The 22,713-nt window shown below is 33.0% G+C and carries 19 protein-coding genes; all 19 read right to left on the bottom strand.

Features of this window, described 5'->3' with window-relative positions:
- Positions 1-238 precede the first annotated feature (238 nt).
- Positions 239-1,633, bottom strand: coding sequence for an exopolysaccharide biosynthesis polyprenyl glycosylphosphotransferase (locus tag ACM55I_RS12840; protein WP_416847217.1), 1,395 nt, complete (start codon positions 1,631-1,633; stop codon positions 239-241).
- A 461-nt stretch (positions 1,634-2,094) separates the two neighbouring features.
- A complete protein-coding gene (locus ACM55I_RS12835) occupies positions 2,095-3,450 on the bottom strand; it encodes an O-antigen ligase family protein (RefSeq protein WP_416847216.1) in 1,356 nt (451 codons plus the stop codon).
- A 13-nt stretch (positions 3,451-3,463) separates the two neighbouring features.
- Positions 3,464-4,537: a glycosyltransferase family 4 protein gene (locus ACM55I_RS12830; protein WP_416847215.1), complete on the bottom strand. Its 1,074-nt coding sequence runs from the start codon at positions 4,535-4,537 to the stop codon at positions 3,464-3,466.
- A gap of 715 nt (positions 4,538-5,252) precedes the next feature.
- Complete coding sequence (locus tag ACM55I_RS12825; protein ID WP_416847214.1) at positions 5,253-6,386, bottom strand: glycosyltransferase; 1,134 nt, start codon at positions 6,384-6,386, stop codon at positions 5,253-5,255.
- Positions 6,386-7,387 (bottom strand): glycosyltransferase family 2 protein, encoded by a 1,002-nt coding sequence (locus ACM55I_RS12820; RefSeq protein ID WP_416847212.1) that lies wholly within the window; start codon positions 7,385-7,387, stop codon positions 6,386-6,388. The genes ACM55I_RS12825 and ACM55I_RS12820 overlap by 1 nt, the downstream gene beginning before the upstream one ends.
- Positions 7,387-8,406, bottom strand: coding sequence for a hypothetical protein (locus tag ACM55I_RS12815; protein ID WP_416847211.1), 1,020 nt, complete (start codon positions 8,404-8,406; stop codon positions 7,387-7,389). The genes ACM55I_RS12820 and ACM55I_RS12815 overlap by 1 nt, the downstream gene beginning before the upstream one ends.
- On the bottom strand, positions 8,399-9,940 hold the full coding sequence (locus ACM55I_RS12810) for a glycosyltransferase family 2 protein (RefSeq protein ID WP_416847209.1): 1,542 nt from the start codon (positions 9,938-9,940) through the stop codon (positions 8,399-8,401). The genes ACM55I_RS12815 and ACM55I_RS12810 overlap by 8 nt, the downstream gene beginning before the upstream one ends.
- A 10-nt stretch (positions 9,941-9,950) precedes the next feature.
- Positions 9,951-10,913 (bottom strand): hypothetical protein, encoded by a 963-nt coding sequence (locus ACM55I_RS12805; protein WP_416847208.1) that lies wholly within the window; start codon positions 10,911-10,913, stop codon positions 9,951-9,953.
- On the bottom strand, positions 10,906-12,063 hold the full coding sequence (locus tag ACM55I_RS12800; RefSeq protein WP_416847207.1) for a glycosyltransferase family 4 protein: 1,158 nt from the start codon (positions 12,061-12,063) through the stop codon (positions 10,906-10,908). Before ACM55I_RS12800 ends, ACM55I_RS12805 begins: the two co-directional genes overlap by 8 nt.
- 3 nt (positions 12,064-12,066) lie before the next feature.
- Entirely contained in the window at positions 12,067-12,945 is an 879-nt protein-coding gene (locus ACM55I_RS12795; protein WP_416847205.1) for a hypothetical protein, read from the bottom strand.
- A 573-nt stretch (positions 12,946-13,518) separates the two neighbouring features.
- Positions 13,519-13,851 carry a GIY-YIG nuclease family protein gene (locus ACM55I_RS12790; protein WP_416847204.1) on the bottom strand — a complete coding sequence of 111 codons (333 nt, stop codon included), beginning with the start codon at positions 13,849-13,851 and terminating at the stop codon, positions 13,519-13,521.
- Positions 13,852-14,054: 203 nt separating this feature from the next.
- Complete coding sequence (locus ACM55I_RS12785) at positions 14,055-15,488, bottom strand: MBOAT family O-acyltransferase (protein WP_416847202.1); 1,434 nt, start codon at positions 15,486-15,488, stop codon at positions 14,055-14,057.
- Position 15,489: 1 nt separating this feature from the next.
- Positions 15,490-16,395 (bottom strand): hypothetical protein, encoded by a 906-nt coding sequence (locus tag ACM55I_RS12780; protein WP_416847201.1) that lies wholly within the window; start codon positions 16,393-16,395, stop codon positions 15,490-15,492.
- A 44-nt stretch (positions 16,396-16,439) separates the two neighbouring features.
- Positions 16,440-17,117: an FkbM family methyltransferase gene (locus ACM55I_RS12775; protein WP_416847199.1), complete on the bottom strand. Its 678-nt coding sequence runs from the start codon at positions 17,115-17,117 to the stop codon at positions 16,440-16,442.
- Positions 17,118-17,120: 3 nt separating this feature from the next.
- Positions 17,121-18,518, bottom strand: a complete 1,398-nt coding sequence (locus ACM55I_RS12770; RefSeq protein ID WP_416847197.1) for a glycosyltransferase family protein — start codon at positions 18,516-18,518, stop codon at positions 17,121-17,123.
- Positions 18,519-19,018: 500 nt separating this feature from the next.
- Entirely contained in the window at positions 19,019-19,366 is a 348-nt protein-coding gene (locus ACM55I_RS12765) for a GIY-YIG nuclease family protein (protein WP_416847196.1), read from the bottom strand.
- A 367-nt stretch (positions 19,367-19,733) separates the two neighbouring features.
- Positions 19,734-20,609, bottom strand: coding sequence for an N-acetylneuraminate synthase family protein (locus tag ACM55I_RS12760; protein WP_416847194.1), 876 nt, complete (start codon positions 20,607-20,609; stop codon positions 19,734-19,736).
- Complete coding sequence (locus ACM55I_RS12755) at positions 20,602-21,762, bottom strand: cytidylyltransferase domain-containing protein (protein WP_416847193.1); 1,161 nt, start codon at positions 21,760-21,762, stop codon at positions 20,602-20,604. The genes ACM55I_RS12760 and ACM55I_RS12755 overlap by 8 nt, the downstream gene beginning before the upstream one ends.
- Before the next feature lie 65 nt (positions 21,763-21,827).
- Positions 21,828-22,712 carry a glycosyltransferase family 2 protein gene (locus tag ACM55I_RS12750; protein ID WP_416847191.1) on the bottom strand — a complete coding sequence of 295 codons (885 nt, stop codon included), beginning with the start codon at positions 22,710-22,712 and terminating at the stop codon, positions 21,828-21,830.
- Position 22,713 lies beyond the last annotated feature (1 nt).

The raw sequence follows: 22,713 nt of genomic DNA, 5'->3' as shown, positions 1-22,713 counted from the left end.
ACTCAATTGGACTGCTTTCTCTTTAAAAGCTTTGTCATAAATTTTGCGCACTTGTTTCATAGGTTAAAATTAAGATTTATTTCTTAACTTTCTGTGATGGCTAAGTTAGCATGTCCATAATATCTTTTTTTCAAAACGCAGTAGTAAAGAATCTGAAATATTATTTATATTCGTAATTCCACTTCTCAATTCCTCTCTTGAGAAGGGCGAGGGTGTGTCCTTAATAATTTATTCCCCCCTACTGCCCTCTATAAAACAACACAGTGGTAATCGTTTTAAAAGCAATATTTAGATCTAGGAAGATACTTCGGTGTTTGATATAATACAGGTCATATTGTAGTTTTATCAAACTGTCTTCAATTGTGGCACCATAGGAATAATTGACTTGTGCCCAACCCGTCAAGCCAGGTTTAATGATATGCCGTGTTTCGTAAAAAGGCATTATTTCAGCTATTTCTTTAACAAAAAAGGGGCGTTCTGGTCGTGGACCTATAACAGCCATGTCGCCTTTTAGAATATTTATAAATTGAGGAAATTCATCAATTCTGGTTTTTCTCAAAAATTTTCCAAATGCAGTTACTCTTGAATCTTGTGTAGCGGCAAAAACAGCTCCATTGGATTCGGCATTGGTAATCATAGTCCTGAATTTTAAGATTTCAAAAATGACTCCATCTTTACCTACACGTTCTTGGGTATAAAACAGTTTCCCTCTGTTTCCTATAGCATTTCCAATGAGTATCAATGGAAATAAAATCAGACCGATGAACAATCCAAGAACCGAAGTAGCTATTTCTAAAAATCGAACACCTAATAAATACAACTTATTATGATTACTGCGACTAAAAGGGAAGAACCGATAAAAATCTCTGGCGATATAATGAACCGGGATGCGTTGCGTTTTACTTTCGTACACTTGGGTATACTCCCTAATAATACTTCCAGACTCTAATAAATGAAGCAATTGCTGATACAATTCCGCAGTAATTCCTTCTGTCTTTTGGGAAGCGATCACAATTTCAGATATGGAATTTTCTTTGACGAAAGAAAACAATTCGGCTCTTTTTATGTTGGGTACATAGTGATATTCCGATATTTCGTCTTCAACAGCATCAGCATGGACAAAGCCTATTATTTTATAATGGGGATCTATATTTTCTAATCCTAAAATCAATTCCTCCACCTGTTCTTTATCACAGATCAAAATGGCATTTTGAAAAAACCGATTGGAAGCTAAAAAAGTAACATAAAACAAACGCCATAAAACCAAAGAAAGAAAAACGACAAAATAGAACAATAGGATTTCAATTCTTTTGGAAGGTAGTTCGGGAGAAAAAACGGGAGTCAATAAATACAATAAAACGGTGGTTGAGACCGTAAGAACAGCACTTCGCAACACCAGAAATTGATTGCTGGCTACTTGAAGGTTATACATTTCAAAAATAGTTCCAAAAAGATTAAGATAAATGGCCAAAACGATAGTCCAATAAAAATTAGTGGTGGAAAAAGTGAAATAATCAAAATCGAAAATCTTACCTACCATAAACAAGGCACTCAAAACAAAAAACACATCAAAAAAACGAAGAATCATCTTTCGCTCTGAGATTTCAAAATGCATTTTGTCTACTGAAAACATGGGTGGTATTTAGGATTATTGCCGCAATTTAGGGCTTTTGCAGCAAACTAAATTTAAGATATGTTGATTTTTTTAACAAAATTTTCTTTTTAACAGATTTATTTAATAACACGCTCCAAGACAATTAAAAAAGGACGCAAAATCATATTGAAAACCGCTTCTTAAAACTACTTCCGTCAGGTTGCATATTTCTTTTTTGTTTACCCCTAACCCTAAAGGGAGCAAAAAAGAAATACAAAATCCCCGTTACAAACAAACATTCTTTCTAAATTTTCAGACTCCCTTTAGGGCTGGGGTAAAACGAAAAGTTTCTCACTTAAAACTCAAGTTCTAAATTTTCGGCTCCCTTTAGGGTTGGGGTAAAACGAAAATTGCCTACACTTATTTTTACGCGTAACACGTTTAATTTATCTAAAACTTCATTTTTTTGAGATGCTAATTTAATACCTGATACTTGCTACTTAAAACCCTTCTTCCTTTTTAACTTTTTTACTTCCCGAACCCAACTGCACATTTAGCAAGGACAACGAATACACAAAAGCAGGTGCCGCGGTTCGCATGGCAGCATGATTAATCGTCAACAACCAGAATACAACAAAACACAATAAGAACATATTGAACTTATTTTCTAAATACAAAACAAGTGGGGTGAAGAATAAGATTAGTAATGCTATGATGCCCAAGGTACCATGCTCTGCCAGCATACGGGTAATTTCATCATGAGATAGTGCACTAATTCCCGTTTCAACCAATCGCACTTCAGTCCCTTTACCAACTCCTACACCAAATATAGGATTCTTCAAAAACATATCGATTTCGCTTTGCGCAATTTCTTCCCTTCCTGTAAATTTACTTTTTTTTACTCTTCCAGCCGCATCTTGATTGGCATAACGTTTATCAATCAATCCTCCCGTTTGGAAAGAAGTATATCCCCAGGTTGCCATCATGGCAAGAACAACCAATACAATAATATAATTGAGTTTTACTTTTCCTCTGTAATTGGATTTAAAATACAAAAAGAATAACAACAATACTATCATCAAAAAACCAGTGATCATGCCGCCTCTGGAAAAGGTAAGCATCCCGCGATAGGTAATATTAAGGGCTATAATTAAGTTAATCACCACTAAAAATTTATTTCTGGATTCCAAAATAACCCTGGAAAAAAAGATAAACATCCCCAAGCCTAAAGCGGTGGCCACTTGATTAGGTCCATATCCCCCAGAAGTTTCACTATTGGATCCGGTCCCGGTAATAACCTCTCTAATATCTTCAGTATAAAAAATTAAATAAATAGTACAGGTAATAATAGGAAGTCCCATACTGAGTAGTATATTATTCATTTGCTCAAATGAAATTTTGCGCCTAAAAGTATATAGGGAAGCTATTCCTAAGCAGACGGGGCCAGAAATATTGAATGCAATGGTTTTCCGGATATCCGTGTCAAAATCCAACACAAAGGTGGAAATAATCACACTGGGAACCAACAACAACAAAAATACCCAATAAGGTACGGCACCTTTGGAGAAACCACTATAGTACATCCCGGTTAAAAGAAATAGTATCACCCCATATTTAGAAATTTCATATAAAGGATTCCCATGGGTCATCCTCAAAAAAACCTCACTCCCTACAACATAGGCTGCTGCTATTAGGGCTTCATGATTTCGATTTTGTTTTTTAATAATATAAAAAAACAAAAATATATAAATAGAATAGCCATATATTTTAGAAGTAAAAGGTATTACATAAGCCAAAAAACCAATAAAAACATGAATTAGGATTAAATAAAGATAAGTCTGATCTTCTTTTTTCATTCGTAATTATTTTTTAAACACTATTATATCTTGAGAATAAATACTGAATTACTTTATCTTGAGAATAATTTTCTAAAACCAATCGGTGCAAATGTAATCCAAAACTATCTCTTAGTCTCTGGCTGGAAATTATTTTGTTAAGTTGTTCTTGCAATTGCATATTATTTAAAGGGTCAAATAACAAACCACTAAAATTATCTTTAATGATTAATGGGCAATACCCAACGTTAGTCGAGACAACAGGCAATCGCGCTAATCCATATTCCAATAAAGTAACAGGAAACCCCTCAGTAGTTGAGGCTAATATTCCTATTGTTGCTTGTGATAAAATATGCTGTATATCATTTTTAGAATCATATAAAAAAATAAAAAAATCCAAATTATTTTTCATTATAAATTCCTTAAGTTCAAGAGAATAATTGTCATTATAATCTTTTCCAATTAAATGTAAACTCCAACCTAATTCATTTAATTTCATTTCTTTAAATGCAACAAGTACCGCTATATGATTTTTAGGATCTTTTAAATTAGCCAAACAAACCATTCGTTTTTCTTGATTTCCTTTTAAAAAAGTGGTCTTAGGATAATTTTCATCAAGTAAAGCAAAATTGGGGATGTAGAATACGTTTTTTACCAATAATTTCTTTTTTACCCAAACTTGTAATTGGTGATTCACAACAAAAACCGAAGAAAAACACACAGAAGAAAAAAATAATATAAAATTATTTAAAATTGATTCATTCGCTCGTGCACCATAATGCTCATGCCATATAATTTTAACCTTAGGATAAATCAATTTGAGCAAAACAGCAATAAAAAACGAAGTCCCATGGGCGTGGACAAGTGTCACTTTATTGGCTATCACATAATTTCTCAACTTAAAAAGTGCTTTATAGTCAAGAACCCCTTTTCTATTCAAAAACAAATAGGAAACAGCAGTATCAACCTGACATACAAGTGGTCCCTCTTTACGACTAACTACTAATCCGGAAAAATCAATTTGTTTAACCAAGGCATTAGCATAATTGACCGCCATGCGCTCTGCCCCTCCTGCCTCAAGTGAATCTATAATTTGAATAATCCGCATTTTTTGTTTTTTTTATCTTCTTTTAGTTTGTTAGCTCCACAAAACTGTCATTTCGACGAAGAAGGAATCGCATCATAATTTGCTATTATTACAAACGTGTCATCCTTAAAATACCATTCCTAATAATAAATAATCCTCTAAATACCCAATTCGCGTCAGTTCGAGTGATTTTTAAAGCTACGACTATTACGCTCATTAAAATAAAAAATCTAAGCTTTAAAAATTGTATCGAGAACCGTTTTAATAATAATAAATAATGCTTTAAAGCCCCAATTCGCGTCAGTTCGAGTGATTTTTAAAGCTTCAACTATCACACGCCTTAAAATAAAGAATCCAAGCTTTAAAAATCGTATCGAGAACCATTTTAATAATAATAAATAATCCTCTAAATATCCAATTCGCGTCAGTTCGAGTTATTTTTAAAGCTACGACTATTACGCTCCTTAAAAATAAAAAATCTAAGCTTTAAAAATCGTATCGAAAACCATTTTAATAATAATAATAAATAATCCTCTAAATATCCAATTCGCGTCAGTTCGAGTGATTTTTAAAGCTTCAACTATCACACTCTTTAAAATAAAGAATCCAAGCTTTAAAATTGTATCGAGAACCATTTTAATAATAATAAATAATCCTCTAAATACCCAATTCGCGTCAGTTCGAGTGATTTTTAAAGCTTCAACTATCACACTTCTTAAAATAAAGAATCCAAGCTTTAAAAATCGTATCGAGAACCGTTTAACAATTCCGCAATTTCCTCCTCAAAAACATCTAAAGTATAACCTCTAGACCATTCCGCAGCTTTATTTCGTTTAGCATCAAAATCGGTTTGATCATGTAAAACAACCGCTATTTGGGCACTATCTTTTTCTAAATTCATCTCTAACAAAACACCTCTTTTTCCATAATCCAACATAAAAGGAACACAAGAGACAGAGGTAGCAACTGGGACGCAGCCCCAAAACATACCTTCTGCAATCGCTTTTGGCCAACCTTCACTCTCAGAAGGCAAAACCACAAAATGGCTGTCTTGATAGGCTTTCTTAACAATATCCCGCGCTTGATTCCCTTGTAATGAAACAATTTTTTCTAATGCATGGGCTGCAATATAATCCGCCAGCATTTCTCGTTCAACACCTTCACCATAGATACTCAAACGTACTGAATATCCTTTAAGGTGCAAATTTTCTACTAATTGAACAGCATACAGTGGATGCTTTCCTTTTACTAAAGTCCCAACAAAAATGAAATTAACAAGACCTTTTAACTCTTTTTGAGCTACCGGAATCACCTCTTTTTCAGTATAAGAAGCCGTAAAAAAAGGTTTGATATTAGTAGTCATTCCTTCCCATTCACCATAGACTAAAACGTGCATATTACGGGTCAAAAAAGGGTTACTCAAGATCCATTGTTGCAATTGATACGTCCACGGTTGATTCGATTTAGGATCCCAATTCCCTGCGTATTTTGCTGTTTTAGGCTTATTCGGAAATACAATTTGTATAAGACAACCTAATAACCCTATATTTCCGGGGCAACGTAAATGAATATGCCCAGCAGATTGCATGGCTTTGAAAATTTGCCAAGTTATTTTAGGTACTTTTAAAATTGTTCTAAAAATAGATTTTAGATGCAACACATCAAAACTATCAATAGGCACAAACTTAATATTTTGATGCTCATAAGCAATATCTACAGGAGTTTTCCCTAAATCTGTTATTGGTGCAACAATAACGACCTCATTAGCATATTGAGTCCAAATATTCATTTCCAATACATAGGGACTATAGGCAAAATACTTGTTTTGCAATAGAATATGGGGGACATGGGTTATAATTACAAAGGTCATTAATTTTCTAATTTTGGCTTATGAATAAGTAAACTCCACCACCCCACAGTTCTGCCTAAAGCTTCCGTAAAAGCTTCTTTTTTATTTTTAGTGGTCAATGCATTGGTAAAGCGGATTATAGTCAAAAGTATTGTTATAGAATGCCATTTAAATTGAGTATTTATATCTGGCTTCGGATTTTTCACCCTCCACACATACCAACCATTTCGCACGACCATTTTACCGTATTGATATCGATTTGGCCTTCCTGATGGATGATGATAATGATTTAACTGCACTTTGGTATTGATTACATTTTTTCCAAATTGCAAAGCCCGAATACTAAAATCTGCATCTTCATACAAACCATAACCCTCAAAATAAGTAGAGAATCGAATAGCCTCAAACACTTTTTTTCGAAAGGCGAATGACATACCAATCAATAAATCCACTTCATAGACTTTGTCATTTAATGGAAATCCACAAGTTTTACCATGCGAATAATCAGGCATTTTTCCTGGACCGACATTAGAGTGCAATCCTAAATAATTGCGAACTAAATTGCGTTGCCCTTCTTTATAAACGAATCCCTCAAACAGAAAATAACGATTAGGATCATATTTTTTTTCAGGTGCTATCAAGTTCCAACAATTCTCATTAATCGCAACACCTCCAACACCAGAAATGGCTTGATCATCGGCAAAGGTTTTAATTAATTCCTCAAAATAAGTGGAAGACAATTCGGTGTCATCATCCAAAAAAGCAATTACATCACTGGTGGGAGCTACTTTGCCTATACCAAAATTTCTTTGCTTCGTTAACCCTCTAAAATTTTCTGGAACAGAGAAATATTTCAAATTAGAAAATATATTTACTTTTAAAACCTGCTTTGTTTTTTGATTAATTGAACCATCAATAATAAGAATTTCGTCAGGGTAAACAGTTTGCTTTTGAACCGATTGTAATAACCGGAGTAATGCTTCTGACCGCATATAGGTACAAATAATCAAAGTGAAATTCATTATTCTGTTTTTTTAAAATGATCATGGATTATACTAAAATAAGTATCCCTATTTAAATAAGTACTCCACAATTTACGATTATTATACTGCATTTGCTCAAAATCAGCATCGCTTATAGTTGTATGAAAATCAATCAACGTTTCCATAAAATTATCTTTATTTGCCATTACGCAATGATTTTTCCAATTAATTAAAGAATCGAGTGGTAGTTTAAAATCAGTATCAATCACTAAAGGTATTCTACCCATAGCAAGTGTTTCGTAGAAACGAACCGAAAAATTACCAACACCGCGGAGGCAAAAAACATAAGGATTTGTGGCTATGTTCTCGAAGAAAACAGCACTGGTTTGTTTTTTTTCTAACTCAGATTTTACTCCTGCTCTATATTTATCTCTAAAAATAAAATTAGTTTCTATTAGTTCGCTTTTTTCTAAAGCACTAAGAAATTGATACCGTTTATAGCTTGACGGATAAAAGGCTTGGTAATCTGTATAAATAAACTTTATGATTCGTTTTAAATTTTGTTTCAGGTAAGCTAAATATTCTTTCCCCCATTTGATAAAAGAGCCACTCGCATGCCCAACAAATCCTATTTTAGGCAGCTTTATTTTGGTAATAGGCTTAAATTCAATATCAAGTTGAGCATAAGGATTAGAAATAAAACAGGGTAAAATAAAAGTTTTACCATCTACTTTACTCCCAAACCCTCCAAACCGAAATGTAAACACATCTTCATTGAGTGTAATTCCAAAATCCCCAGCAGTATAGATCCAAACTTTTTTATTAGCTTGGTTTCCATTAGTAATAAATTCTTTAAGCCAATGTGTTTTATTATTTTTTAAAAAAAAACCAATATCAACAGGAACAATAACTATATCTGAAGCTTCAATAGAATCAACTAAGATATACTTTTCCAATAGACCTAAATTAGGAATATAACACAAATCAAATAACAACGGAAAAATTATACTTCTGTATTCAGGCGTTATAAATGAAGTATCAGTAAAAACTTTAATCATTTGCTTGAAGTTTTTTTGCCCAATACAAACTGGCATCCCAATGTGCATTAGTTCGTTTATAAAAACGAATTGGATTTTGTTTCCAATTGGCCCAAAATAAACTATAAAAATAAACCATTTTATAGCCAAACAATTGTTGTTCTGTTTTATAGACCAGACTATTTAACATAATCGTAGGCGAGGGCTTAGGTAAAATAGCCCCATTATCCCATTCAAAAATTGGCTTAATTCTAAATCCTCCTATAGGTGCTTTGAGATGTAAAATCATAGGTTCAGGGAAATAGACTACATCTGTTCCACTATTTCGCAATTGCATTCCAAAATCAAAATCTTCTCCATAGGCAAATTCGTACTTACTATTAAATTGCACGCTACTCAAACTATCTTTCTTTACAATGCAACAGCCGGAACCGAAAATCGTCGTTTGATGCACTTTATTAAAATCATTTTTTTCATGCTTTTGAGGATAATAATTTACAACAGCTTCGATACCATATTGAATACAATTTCTTAGCGTTTTTTCAATAACATCATTTGCTATCTCATTATCATCATCATTCAAAAACACCCATTCACTTTGAACTTTAGATAAAGCAATATTTCTAGCATTACAAGCACCTGCTTTATGAGTAAAAATATGTTCTATTTGAAATGGCCATTTTTCTCCAGCAATAAAATACAATTCTGTTTTACTTTCTGCTAATGGATTCTGTTCTACAATAATTACTTTTTTGGGTAAATGAGTCTGGTTACGCAAATCATACAAAACAGCTTTTAAATATTTTGCTCTTCCAATAGTAGGTATAATCACATCAATTTCATTCGTGAAAGATACTTTTTTATTCGATTTCACTTCAATAGCATCTAAACAATTAGAGTTCCAATTGCGCTTTTTAAAAAACAAACTGTAAGCCAATGGCAATACTAAAAATTTTCTTTCGTGAAGCAAAAAAGACAAAAACAAAATTATAATCCATTTTATTGAATAATGTTGTTTTACAAACTTAAAAAGAATATAATTATTGGAAAAATTTCCTTTTTCTAAGCTTACTTTGTGAGCAAACAATAAGGGTTCTGAATAACAAAAAAGCCCTATTGGCATTGCTCTTTTAGCAATTGAATTGAGTAAGTAATCAAAATTTTTAGATTTATCAGACAACTGATTAGTTACAGCATTCAAAACACCTGCTGATACAGCCCCCACTACACTTGACATTTGCCAAGTAAAAAAAGAAACTTCTTTATTTATTCTTAATATAGAAGCATTGTCAACATACCCTAATCCATCATTAATTACATTTGAAAAATACGGATTATACGAAACCATCATTTTTGGGTGATGGAAGATTTTTTTTATGGCATCCCTATTTAAAAAAGCTTCCCAGTTTATATTGCACCAAACCAAAATTTCATCAGGAAATTGTTGCGCTAAATCAAATAAAGTTACTCCAATAGCAGTATTATTCCTTAAAGTCACATTCCCTCTCCCTTCAATTCGAAGTACTTTTTGAGCATTATGAAAAACCGTTATCATGCTTATTAATTTATTCTTGTATAATTCTAAACGGTTTTTTTCCTAAAATTGCAGCGTACTTAGAAAAACTACTAGTGTACATTTGATCTAATCTAAGCAAATATAACACATCACTTTTTGTCATAAAATAAAAATCAGTAAATGTTTTATAATGAGATTCTAAATCAGCATCATTGTTTTTTATTCCAATATGTTTTGGACTTCCTTCTAAAATAGTAAAAGAAGTATTTTGTTTTATATGACTCAAAAAAATTATACTGTCGGACAACACATATACTTTCTTATTAGTGTGTAAGACAGCAACCGCCTCCATTTTTAGAATTAGTTTTTTGATTAATTCCTGCCTCTTATTTTCATCTAAAACGGTATGATTTGTATCTTTAAAATCTCCCATTAAAGAAGTAAATCGGGTATGAAAAACAATCCTGTTATCATAAGGAAATTTTTGAATTTCTTTGTTTAATTCAGGGGAAACAGTAAACAATTCATTGTAATTAACCTGCCAAATTTGTTCGTTTTCACTTTCAATATTCTCTTTATGAATTACTCCTAAATAATCAACATTACTATACACCAGGAACGTTTTGGCTTCCGAATTCTTAATTAAAGCTAATGGATTCACTTCAAAATTATCCATTAAATAAATTATTTTTGTGGAAAAAGGATTGTATTTTAATTCTCTTTCTTTTATTTCCCAATTCACTTTATTGGGCTTTAAAAAATGACTTAACTGAAATGGGTGAGTAAACGAAATATAAAAATCATAGTCTAGACTTTTAGCTATTTCATAAAAAGAAACAATCCCTTTTAATCGGTCTACTAACCCTCCATGAGAAAAAAGCCCATTGAAACAAATAATAATTCTCTTTTTATCTGTTGTGGAGGTAGTCCAATTTATTCTGGTACTATAATACTTAACAAGCAACAATTTCTTGTGCAGTAGACTTACCTTTTTTTTCCACTTTTTAATCATTTTTAAGCTTAATTATCTCTTCATAAAAGCATATGTTTTCCATCACTATTTTTTCAACATCAAAAACTTGTTCTACCCTTTCTCGAGCTTTTTTACCAGTTTGTTGACATAAAGTTTCATTCTCTAAAAAAGCATTTATTTTTTCAGCATATCCTTGATGATCTTTAGGATATACCAAGCTCCCACTTTCTCCATCAACAAGTAACTCTTGAGCCCAACCAATATTACTATTGACTACTGGTTTTTGTAGCGCCATTGATTCAATGGTAACCATTCCTAATGTTTCAGCAAAAGTAGGAAACACACATACTTGCGCTCTTTTGATATACGATTGTATTTCTTGATAGGGTATTTTTCCTAAATAGGTTACTTTATCCCGTGTTTCTTTATCTAATTCATTTTGTACCAATGCCCAGGTAGAAAGTGATTGTGTGCTAATATCGTAAGAATCACTTCCTATCAAAATCAGTTTGGCGTAGGGATGTTGCTGCAGCACTAATTTAAAAATAGCCGGTAATTCTAATACACCTTTCTTCCGAATTATAGTTCCAATATACAATAAGAGTCCTTTTTCATAGTTTTCTGGAGTAGGATTTTCAAATTTGTCTAATTCTAATCCGTAATGAATGGTTTGTATTTTTTTATTCGTAATACCAAACAACTCTTTCGATAGCGTACCCGCAAATGTAGTTGGTGCAATAAGGGCACTAGCTTTTTGAAGAGCTAGTTTTTCAAACCAAAAATTTTTAAGTTTTTGTTTTCTTTTTTCTAGATGACAAAAATACGTATCACTTCCATGAAACCGAATGACCAATGGAGCTTTCAGGTGCATAAAAGCAGTAATTCCAGTCCAGTCAGGCGCTTCAACTGCATCAATTTTTTTAGCAACTATTTGTGTATTGAGATAGTTTTGAATGTATTTTCGATGCCAATACCAACCCATGAATTTGTATTTTCTATTTTTGATCAAATGAATTGTAATTCCATCCTCAGCAAATACAGCATCTTCTTGCTGTCCATAAACAAATACAGAAACTGTGACTTTTTTTTTGGCCAAAGCAACTACTAAATTTTTGATACTGGTCCCAATACCTGCAGCATGAGCTACTCTTTCATGAGGATATTCAGGAGTAAGAAAGGCTATATGCATAGTTTATTTATTAAAAAAATCTTTTATAATTTTTTTGGTAAACAGTTTTGCTCCTGCATCATTCATATGCCCACAGGAAGAAAAATACTGATCGCCTTCTACTGCTTTTTCATAATTGTGAATTTCGGGATACATTTCATGCACTTTCTCAAAATAATCCAATCCTTTGGTGTTAGAACACATAGGTGTCATAACGGCAATCAGGTTAATGTGATTTGCTCTACAAAGATGCTTTATTTCTTCATAATATTTATTATGTAGGGGCTTTAGATGTGTCAGGTCATTTTTCATGTTGGCATTTGGATTTTTACCCAATGGATAATAGCCTAAATGATCCAACAAATTAGTAGGTTTTTCTCTGGCTGCATCATACATTTCTCTAAAACCAATTCCGGGTTCAAAAGCGATGTACCTATAAAATGGGATGTAATATAATGCCCAAAAATCAGGTTGCTGGGCAAAATGTGATGCAATCACTTTAGAATTGTGAATATAAGGCAAAAATCTAGACGCTACACTCTCGGACTCCAGCTCATTGGACAAGTTCAAATCAGCTTCCAGTATGACATTTTTTATTTCATACTTTCGTTCTATCATTAGTTTCAACAGCAAAGAAGCCTCAAATAAATGCCCACCACTCATACCATAATTAAAAGCCTTTAATCCTTTGTTTTCAAACATGGAAGCCACAAAATGGTTATTGGCTCTGGAGGATCCTAAAATCACCACATCGTAAACTCTGGCTTTTGAGTTATAAACATAGCCTATTTTCCCCCTATTGGAAGATTCTAAATACACTTTTGTGTATACCAAATCTAATACAACCAACACAAAAAAGGTCAGCAAAAGTATTTTGATTGTAAAAATTAAAAACCGTTTCATACTTAATTTTTATTATTATTGTTGTTGTTGTTGTTGTTGTTGTTGTTGTTGTTGTTGTTGTTGTTCATTTAGCAATCTGACTGCGTCCGATTTGACATGAGTTATTTGTCACGTCGAGCGCAGTCGAGACGCTCTCACTTTTAAATACTAATCTGGACTGTGTTTAGGCTTCGCTCGGTAAAACTTATCGATTTGACAACTCAACAACCCTTCGTCACGTCGAGTCCTCCGTCTTGCTCAGGACAGGCTAAAGTCGAGACGCTTCTTTTTATGGCTCTCGAATGAATCTCGGCTGCGCTCGATTTAACATCAGTTATTTGTCACGTCGAGCGCAGTCGAGACGCTCTCACTTTTAAATACTAATCTGGACTGTGTTTAGGCTTCGCTCGTTAAAACTTATCGATTTGACAACTCAACAACCCTTCGTCACGTCGAGTCCTCCGTCTTACTCAGGACAGGCTAAAGTCGAGACGCTTCTTTTTATGGCTCTCGAATGAATCTCGACTGCGCTCGATTTGACAAAAGTATTACATCAGGCTCTCTGTTTTGTCAAGTCGAGCGCATCGAGACGCACTACCCTTCTGTATCTTCACTATTTGGTCTGTATTTATGATGCGTTGCATTTCTGCATTCCGATAAATCTTGTAATTTGTCGAAATTTCCATCAATTAACGCTTGCTTTTTAACCCTACTCCATTTTTTTAATTTCTTTTCAAACTCAATAGCTTGGTTAGGATCTATAAAATCCTGATAAAAAACTAACGTAACCGGTCTTCTACTATGCGTATAGGCTTCTGGATATTTACCTGCATTATGTTCCATAACTCTCCTATCAATATCAGAAGTTACTCCAACATAGATCGAATCATCATTACAAAGAAGAATATATACATAATAGAATTTCATAGTACTAATTTAAATTTTTAATGTAGTATAAATGTGGACTGTACTTCACCTCAATCTCGACTTTAGCCCGTCCTGAGCGAAGCCGAAGGGCTAGATTTGACAAAAACATCATAACACCACTTAGCTGTCACGTCGAAAGTTTATACTGAGCTTAGTCGAAGTACAGACGAGACGCTCAGTACAGTCAATTCCCCCTACTTATATTAAAACTGAAAATAAATAAATTCTTTATAATCAGAATACGTTCCTAACGCCAAAAGAGCCGCTAGACAAAGCACTAATTTTAGGATACTGTATTTTCCGGAAATAGGTTCAATTTTAGTTTTGGCATTCCATTCCACAAGAATAAAAATCAAAACCAACAATACCATTTCATAACTGTATCTTTCATTTTCTAAATATTGCGGTATAAAACTTCGATTAGAAAAAATACGGGCAATATAATCGAAAGCGATTTCAATAGACTTTGCTCTAAAAAAGATCCAGGCCAAACAACTTAATCCAAAAGTAGCTACTATATTCCACAGTACTTTTAAGGAGCTTAAATCCCATTGCAGCTGAACGGTTTCGATATTAGAACGGTTTTTATGGAGTAATAATAAAGGTAAAAAGTACAACGCATTAATAAAGCCCCAGGCTATAAAAGTCCAATTGGCTCCATGCCAAAAACCACTTAATAAGAAAATAACAAATACATTTCGCACTTGTTTGAATTTACTTCCTTTGCTTCCTCCCAACGGAATATAGACATAATCCCGAAACCATGACGACAGGGATATGTGCCAACGACGCCAAAATTCAGCTATATCTCTGGAGAAATACGGATAGTTAAAGTTGCGCAATAAATCAATTCCAAACAACTTAGACATCCCCAATGCCATATCCGAATAACCGGAAAAATCGCCATAAATTTGGAACGCAAAATAAAAGGCGCCAAGAAGTAAGGATAAGGAATTCATGGAAGTATAATGATCAAAAATCGCATTGGCATACGTAGCACAAGTATCTGCAATAACTACTTTCTTTACTAATCCCCAAATAATCTGATACACACCTTCTTTTGCTTTTTCATAATCAAAGGTTCTTTTTATTTTTACTTGAGGCAATAAATGGGTGGCTCTTTCAATAGGACCAGCCACTAATAGCGGAAAATAACTGACAAACAACGAATAATCAACAAAATTATATTCGGCTTTTATCCTTTTTAAATAGATATCAATGACGTAGGATAAGCCATGAAAAGTATAAAAGGATATTCCCACAGGCAAAACCACATTCAGCAATAAAGGACTGGAATGCAACCCAAACCCATTTAATAACTCAGAGAAGGAACTGGCAAAAAAATTATAGTATTTAAAAATACCCAAAAATCCAAGGTTGACGCTGATGCTCAACCAAAACCAAAATTTTCGAAAACCATCTGTTTTTGCTTTTTCAATTTGAATACCGGTATAATAATCCAAAAACGTAGAGAAAACCAACAAAAACAAAAAACGCCAATCCCAGCAGGAATAAAAATAATAACTGGCTATAATGAGTACTGCATTTTGAGTGCTTTTGGTTTTATGAAAAACAAACCAATACAACACGAATACGATGGGCAGAAAAATAGCGAAGGATAGAGAATTGAAAAACATGCTAAATTTTATTTTTATTATTTACTATTTTTTCCACTAAAATTTCAGTGAATTTACTCGCTCCCATTTCATTCAAATGAAAACAATTAACAAACATCGAATCTTCTTTTATGGCATTAGAAAAATCATATAAATCTGGAATTTTAGTTTTTAATTTTTTTATATAATCTAAATTTTTGGTGTGCTTACAAAAGGGAGCACAAAAGAAGACTATTTTTATATGATTCGTTGTTCCGTATTTTTTTATTTTTTCATAATAGGGACTATACGATGCAATAGAAGCCGGCAAGGAGAAATGGTTGTTGTGCTTACCACCATGACCCTGTACTGGTAAAGGACTATATCCCTTACTCTCGACTACCGTGGTTTTCTTTCCAATCAGATTAGCAAAAACATCCCTAAATCCAATCTTTTGATCACTCCTGCAATACCTGATAAAAGGAACAGAATACGTACTGGGGTCTTCCCCAATATAATCGATTAAATAATCTTTTGTTATTTGACTGTCTTTAATAAAAGGGGTCATTTCATAGGGTAAATTAATAGAGTGCCCCTTAATGTCAAAGATATAATCTACTTGAATAAATATGGTGTCAGAGGCAATATTATAAGTTTTCAATAATTGCAAAATGGTATAAATATCTCCCATTTTTGATGCTTGATATCCTAAATTAATACATTTTTTTTGAGTTTTATTTTCTATAATGAATGGATCAATTCCATTTTCAACTCTTGAAGACCCCAAAAAAATATAATTAACTTTTGTGTTTTTCAGGCTTCTTAAATACTGAAATTTAGTCCTTGGATTCGCATTTTTATAAATAGTAGTATAGGTAAAATCAAACACCAGTAAGAAGAGTAAAAGTAAAAGTAAAATTCCAAGAATCTGAATTATAAATTTTTTCATATGGGATAAAAGAGTCTAAAAAAATTTAACCGCTTTAATATAAATTAGAATCTCCTTTCTAATGATAATTCTATCACTTTGGGTTCGTCATTTTTTGAAAAACCACCACTAGGATTAACTTCCAGATGAATAATATCAAAATGAACGGAACATTTTTTTAAAAAGTCATATAACGCTGTATGCTTATTATCTAAGTCATGAAACTCAAACACCATACAATTAAACAAATGAATATGAGTCAAAATCTCATCCAATAAATCATATTCACTACCTTCAATATCTAATTTCAATAATATTTTTTGGGATTCAAAATCTACTATTTTTTCTTTAATTGAATCTAAAATCCCGGTTTTACAAGACAACCATTTCTTGACATGCCAAGCCCTACCCGAACGAAGCATCAAAATAAAAATAAGTGTATTGATAAAATAACGCAGCTTTTCTCTCTTAAATAAAAAAAATCTCAAAATAGCCTTTACCAATAGCTTGCTTCTTGAAACCGTAGGATCAACCATAATGATTTGTAGCTTCTTGTTAAAACGGAACATATCGTATTCGAATTCCATATTCGATGAAATGCCACCACTAAACAAAATGTCGGCTTCTAGACAATTATTTGGTGATATATAGTAGCCTCCGTCTTCAATACTTCCAAATCTAAAAGCAGTTTTTTTTTGTACTAAAAATTCCCTTCGTATTCTGTCTAAATAATTATTTTCCAAAATTTATTTTCTTAAAATCGCATCAATACTTTTCCATATGTTATCTGAAGCTTGTGTTGGAGTGGTACCAGCTACAATTTCATACCATTTTTTCCCTTCTAAAACATTTGATAATTTCCCTTCTATTATTTGGCTTACCAAATATTCCAACTCTTTTTTATCGGTACAAAATACAGCTGCTTCCTGACTGGGCATACTTCTAAAATGAACATAGTTATAATTTTGTCCGATGTCTCGAATGCCTTTTTTTAATTGGGGTTGCTCGTAATTGAAATAGATACAAGGTTTTTCATGTGCCACAAAATCAAAAACAGTAGAGGAACACACATTCGTCACAAACTCAGAATGGGCACAAACATTATACAATAGACCCAAATCTTCTTTAGTGGGCAAAATTTCATTCCATTGTTTTCCTATCGGTTTCCATATAGGATTTAAAACGGTTATAATATCTGTATTAGCCTCCAAAACGGCACCATATCGATTGGTCGTGTCTACAGGGCATTTTCTGTAGATAATTCCTAAATTTTTACCTTTAGTATTTAAACTGCGTATCGCATGAGCCAAATCTTCTAAATAATAGTGATCCAAAGGGGAAGTGGTCTCATCGTCGCCGGAATAACAAATGTATTTCTTGGCGGTATCTAAATTATTTTGGGCAAAAAACACGTCTCTTTCTTGCAACAATCGGCTATCGTAATGCGGTTCAAATTGAGGGGTACCCGTTACAATAACTTGAGATTCCTTGATAAAGGGATAATATTTTAAAACTTCAGATTTCATTAAAGCACTCCAAACAAAATAATAATCTGTTTCCACCACTTGCATTGCCTTAGGCACATTGTCCCAGGAATAGACAAAAGCTACGGTAGGAATTCCTAAATCTTGGGCTGCCAGTAAAGCACTTATGGATTGCGTGGCCCGTTGTGTGGTACAAAACACCAAATCCGGTTGATGTTCTTGTAACTGCGCCTTACAATACTGGTATTTTTCGGTCGAACGTTCTAAACTATTAATTCGTTTTCGGATGCGGACAATCCCTTTTTCCGAAGAATTCAATCCTATTAACAACTTCGTATAAAACGTTATCAATGTATTTTTCAAACCAGTGTAACTAAAAGGAAATTTATAGGTAGGATACACATCATCCTTAAACTTCTTTTGAGAAACATTCAATTCGATGTGTTTTCGAATGCGGGAATAGATTGAAGTCAACCGATGGATGCTATGGTTGTTAATTTTAACCTCATCATAACCCAACTCCTCTTTTAAAGAAAAAACGGTATTATTCCAATAGACAATTTGGTGTCCTTTTTGCTCTCCTAATGCTTTAAATTGAGTAAACGCAAAATTACGCAACCCCACTCCATCGGGAAAAAAAACAAATATTTTTTTACTCATAAATTTATGGTCAAACTATTTTCGCATTCTTCAAGATTTTTAAAAGGAGACTGCTTGATACTATTTTTTTAATGAATTTCTATTCTATTCCAAAAGCAAAATTGAGAAAAAAAAGAGGTTTAAACTAAATTATAGCGATTGTTTTTGGGAAATTTAATAACCTGTTTATTTCTTCTTTAAAATGACCTAAAGATAATAATAATGTTTCAAAAAGTAAAAGTAACTCCGTTCTCTTTGTCATTCTGACGCAGGAAGAATCACATAACGAAAGCAACAACAATTCTTCTTTCTTTCCAAAAAAACGACTCATCCCTTTTGTCATTCTCATAAAGGAGACTCGAGCGTTAGCGAACAGACGAAGTAAATCACATAACGAGAGTAACAATCATAGTTATTTTTTGTCATTCAGACAAAATAAAATTATACAACAAGAGTAAAAAAAAGCAACAAATGTGATTCCTCCTTCGTCGGAATGACAAAATGTAGTGTAGGTTTTTGTGTCATTTCGACAAAGGAGAAATCACATCCAACTTGACAAAACGATGATTCAAAAACTCAAAATTAGAATTAAACGAGCGAATTAAATTTGTTTTTTTATCTCTTCTCCATCCTTTTAACTCCTTTTCTCTAGCAATAGCTTGTTGGACCCAAGTAAATTTTTCATAATAAACTAAAAATTCCAAACTGTATTTTGAAGCAAATGTTTTATTTCCTATAACTATATTTTGATGATGCTGTTCTAATCTTATTTTCAAGTTATTTGTCATACCTATATAGTAGGTAGATCTGTATTTGTTCGTGATAATATAAACATAATAAGTATGATACCCCTCATTTAATTCATACATAAATTGTACTGATTTATTATTTTAAAAGATATAATTTACAATTCCTTTATTTTGTCATTCTGACGCAGGAAGAATTACATAACGAGAGCAATACTAATGAGTAACTAATGTGATTTCTCCTTCGTCGAAATGACACAAACCTTACATTCGCCTTTGTCATTCTGATGCAGGAAGAATCACATAACGAGAGTAGCAAAAAAAGAGCAAAAAATATGATTTCTACTTCGTCGAAATAACACAAAAACCTCGCTCTCCTTTGTCATTCTGACGCAGGAAGAATCACATAACGAGAGAAAAAAAAGAGCAAAAAATGTGATTTCTCCTTCGTCGAAATGACACAAAAATCTACATTCTACTAACTAAATACCTACACTTTTTGATTCTTTAATTTTTCTCTTTGCACTTGTTCGATAGGCAAAATATCCATTGATTTAAAAGATAAAGCGCTATGAACTGCATATAAGTCACGTGCTAATTTTCGCAAACCCATAGGTTCTAATGAGGCTGCATGATCGGTCCCTTTCCAAGTACGATCAATCGTGTAATGTCTTTCAATAATGTTGGCACCTAGCGTGTAGGCTGCTATATCTACCGCTATGCCTAAATGATGTCCGGAAAAACCAATATGTTTTACGGTCTCACCATATTTTTGCATTAGCAAAGTAATATCTAACAAACACACATCCTCAAAGGGTACTGGATAACCTGAAGTACAATTATACAACACAAGGTCTTTATTCCTGCCTTTTTCAACAAAATAATGAACTAAAGTATCTGCTTCATCTTTAGTGGTCATCCCGGTCGAAATATGAATTTCCCCCTGGTAATGATCACACAACCAACCCAACATTTCAAAATTATTATTACAGGCAGAAGGTATTTTAATAAATTCAGGATGAAGCGAAGCTATTTCTTTGGCCGAGGTGGTATCCCAAACTGAGGTGGAATACGTAATCCCTATCGATTCACAATACTGTTTAAGTACGGCATGTTGGTTCACGTCAAATTCTAAAAATTCCCTGTGCGCACCATAAGTATCCCCATATGAGTTACTGGCATTAGGGTGGGGTGCATTGTATTGCGCCTCAGTCAATAATTCAGTATTGTTTCTTTTTTGAAATTTTACGGCATCAACATTACAAAATATCTTGGCAATCTTTATCAATTCTTTTGCAATTGCTATATCTCCTTTATGATTACAGCCAATTTCAGCAATTACATAAGGTTTTTTAAACTCAGTCATATCTTTTATTATACTTTAATACGGTTTCACAAACTTCTCTGATAGCTCCGGCTCCGGAAGCAGTACCAAGCACAAAATCAGCATTTAATTTCACAATGGAGGTTGCATTTGCTGGAGCAAAAGACCAACCGGAACTACACATATTAGTCAGATCATTCACATCATCCCCTACATAGGCAACAGCACCAAAACTACTATTTTTAGTGGCAAGAAAATGCTTTAAAAAAGAATGTTTATCCTTAACACCAAAAAATGCCTCTTTAATTTGAAGTTTTACCATACGCTGTGCAACCAGTTTAGAATTTTCAGAAGTCAATGTGATTACTTCAACATTATTTTCTCTTAAAATTTCTAATCCCATGCCATCACGCATATCAAACTTTTTAGCCATTTCCCCCGCTTCATTATAATAGACTCCTCCATCTGTAAAAACACCATCTACATCCAACACTAAATATTGAATCTTTTGATTGGTTTTCATTGCTTTTTGTCGCTCCATCAATAGATTTTCAACAATATTCCAGTCAGAAAGACTGTCAATCTCCATCAAAGTTTCCTCTGGCATTTCTACCAATCCAATAGTACCGCTGACTCTGTTTTTAGAGTTTAAAAAAAGTTCTTTTTTAGTGGCATATACCGCTCCATTTTCTATTAACAATCCTTCAAAATCTTGTCTTCTGGGCCTGTTGAATACATCATAATTTTGTGGGGTTCCATCACTATTCCAGGTAAAACGATGCGTTTTTACAACACTAAGTGCAGTGTCAAATTTTTCTGTGGTGATTTTATCCAATACTTTATTGATATCAACTGCCAATGTTAACGGGGAAGTCGCTTGAAGCAAACATAAAACAGCATACTCATGATTAATTTTGGCTGAAAACTCCATCATAGTACTCTCAGTAGAAGCAGTATCATTGGCATTTTCTTCGTTACGCAACAAGGCAAATACCTTATTGGTCCAGGAATATTCCCGTTCTACATAACGAATGATTTCCGTATCATTGGTAAACACATAAACGGCATCCAAATCAGAAAAAATAGCTTCAGTGAGCACCCAAGAAAACAAGGGACGCCCTACCATTTTCTTTTTATTTTTCCCCGAAATTCCTTTAGAATCTTTGCGAAGCGGAATGATGCCTATTTTTTTCATTTTTATATATTTTAGCAGAAGTTTCAAAAATAGTTTTAATAGTTTGATTTAGGATTAGTTACAAATTAATACTTTATCCCTTTTAGTGTTTTTAATTTTTGCAAAGTACTTTTTTGAACTGGTTTTCTATATTTCAGTATATCATATATTTCTTTGAAGGATACAAAAATTGAAATCCAAAACAACTTAAAATAAGTTACATCCTTCAATCCATATTTTTTAAAATTATGAAATAACAATCTCGCTATTTTTAGCATTGGATTTGGATAATACACCACATAATAAAAGATGGTATTTTTGAGTTGCTTTTCGAATCGAAAATAGTTTCTACCCTGCCGTAAACGTTTCTTTCTGTCCACTCTATGATTCACAATGATGGCATTATCATAAAGTATTTCATAACCTAAATCTAACACTTCAATAGCCAAACAAGATTCTTCTCCATAAATATCTATCCACGTTGGAAAACCGTTGGTCTTTTCATAAATTTCTTTACGAATAGCGAAACCGCAGCCAACAAAATCATTTGTTTGGTACTTGACAATATCAGGTTCTGCCTGTTGCAATGCTTCTTGATCCGATACGAAAACACCTCTAATTTCTTGAAAAGTAATGATTCCAATTTTTGCATTTTCTAAAAAAATGGATTGTGTTTTAGTAATAAAATGGTTGCTCAAAGGATGTGCATCATCATCAAACCCTATTAAAATATCACCTTTTGCCTTTTTGTAAAGTTTATTTCTTGCAACAGAGGCACCTAAATTTTTTTTTGAATATTCCCATTTTACCCAATTAAAAGTATTAATTAATTCAGATGTGTTATCTGAACTTCCATCGTCAAAAACAAGTACTTCATGAATAGATTTATCAATATAAGCCTCCAACACATGTAAAGTACGCTCAAGTTCCTCTTTTCTATTTTGAGTAACAATTAAAATGGATGCCTTCATG

The organism is Flavobacterium algoris (assembly GCF_048158525.1).
GTDB classification, from domain to species: Bacteria; Bacteroidota; Bacteroidia; order Flavobacteriales; family Flavobacteriaceae; genus Flavobacterium; species Flavobacterium algoris.
This window is presented reverse-complemented; position numbering and strand designations above follow the sequence as displayed.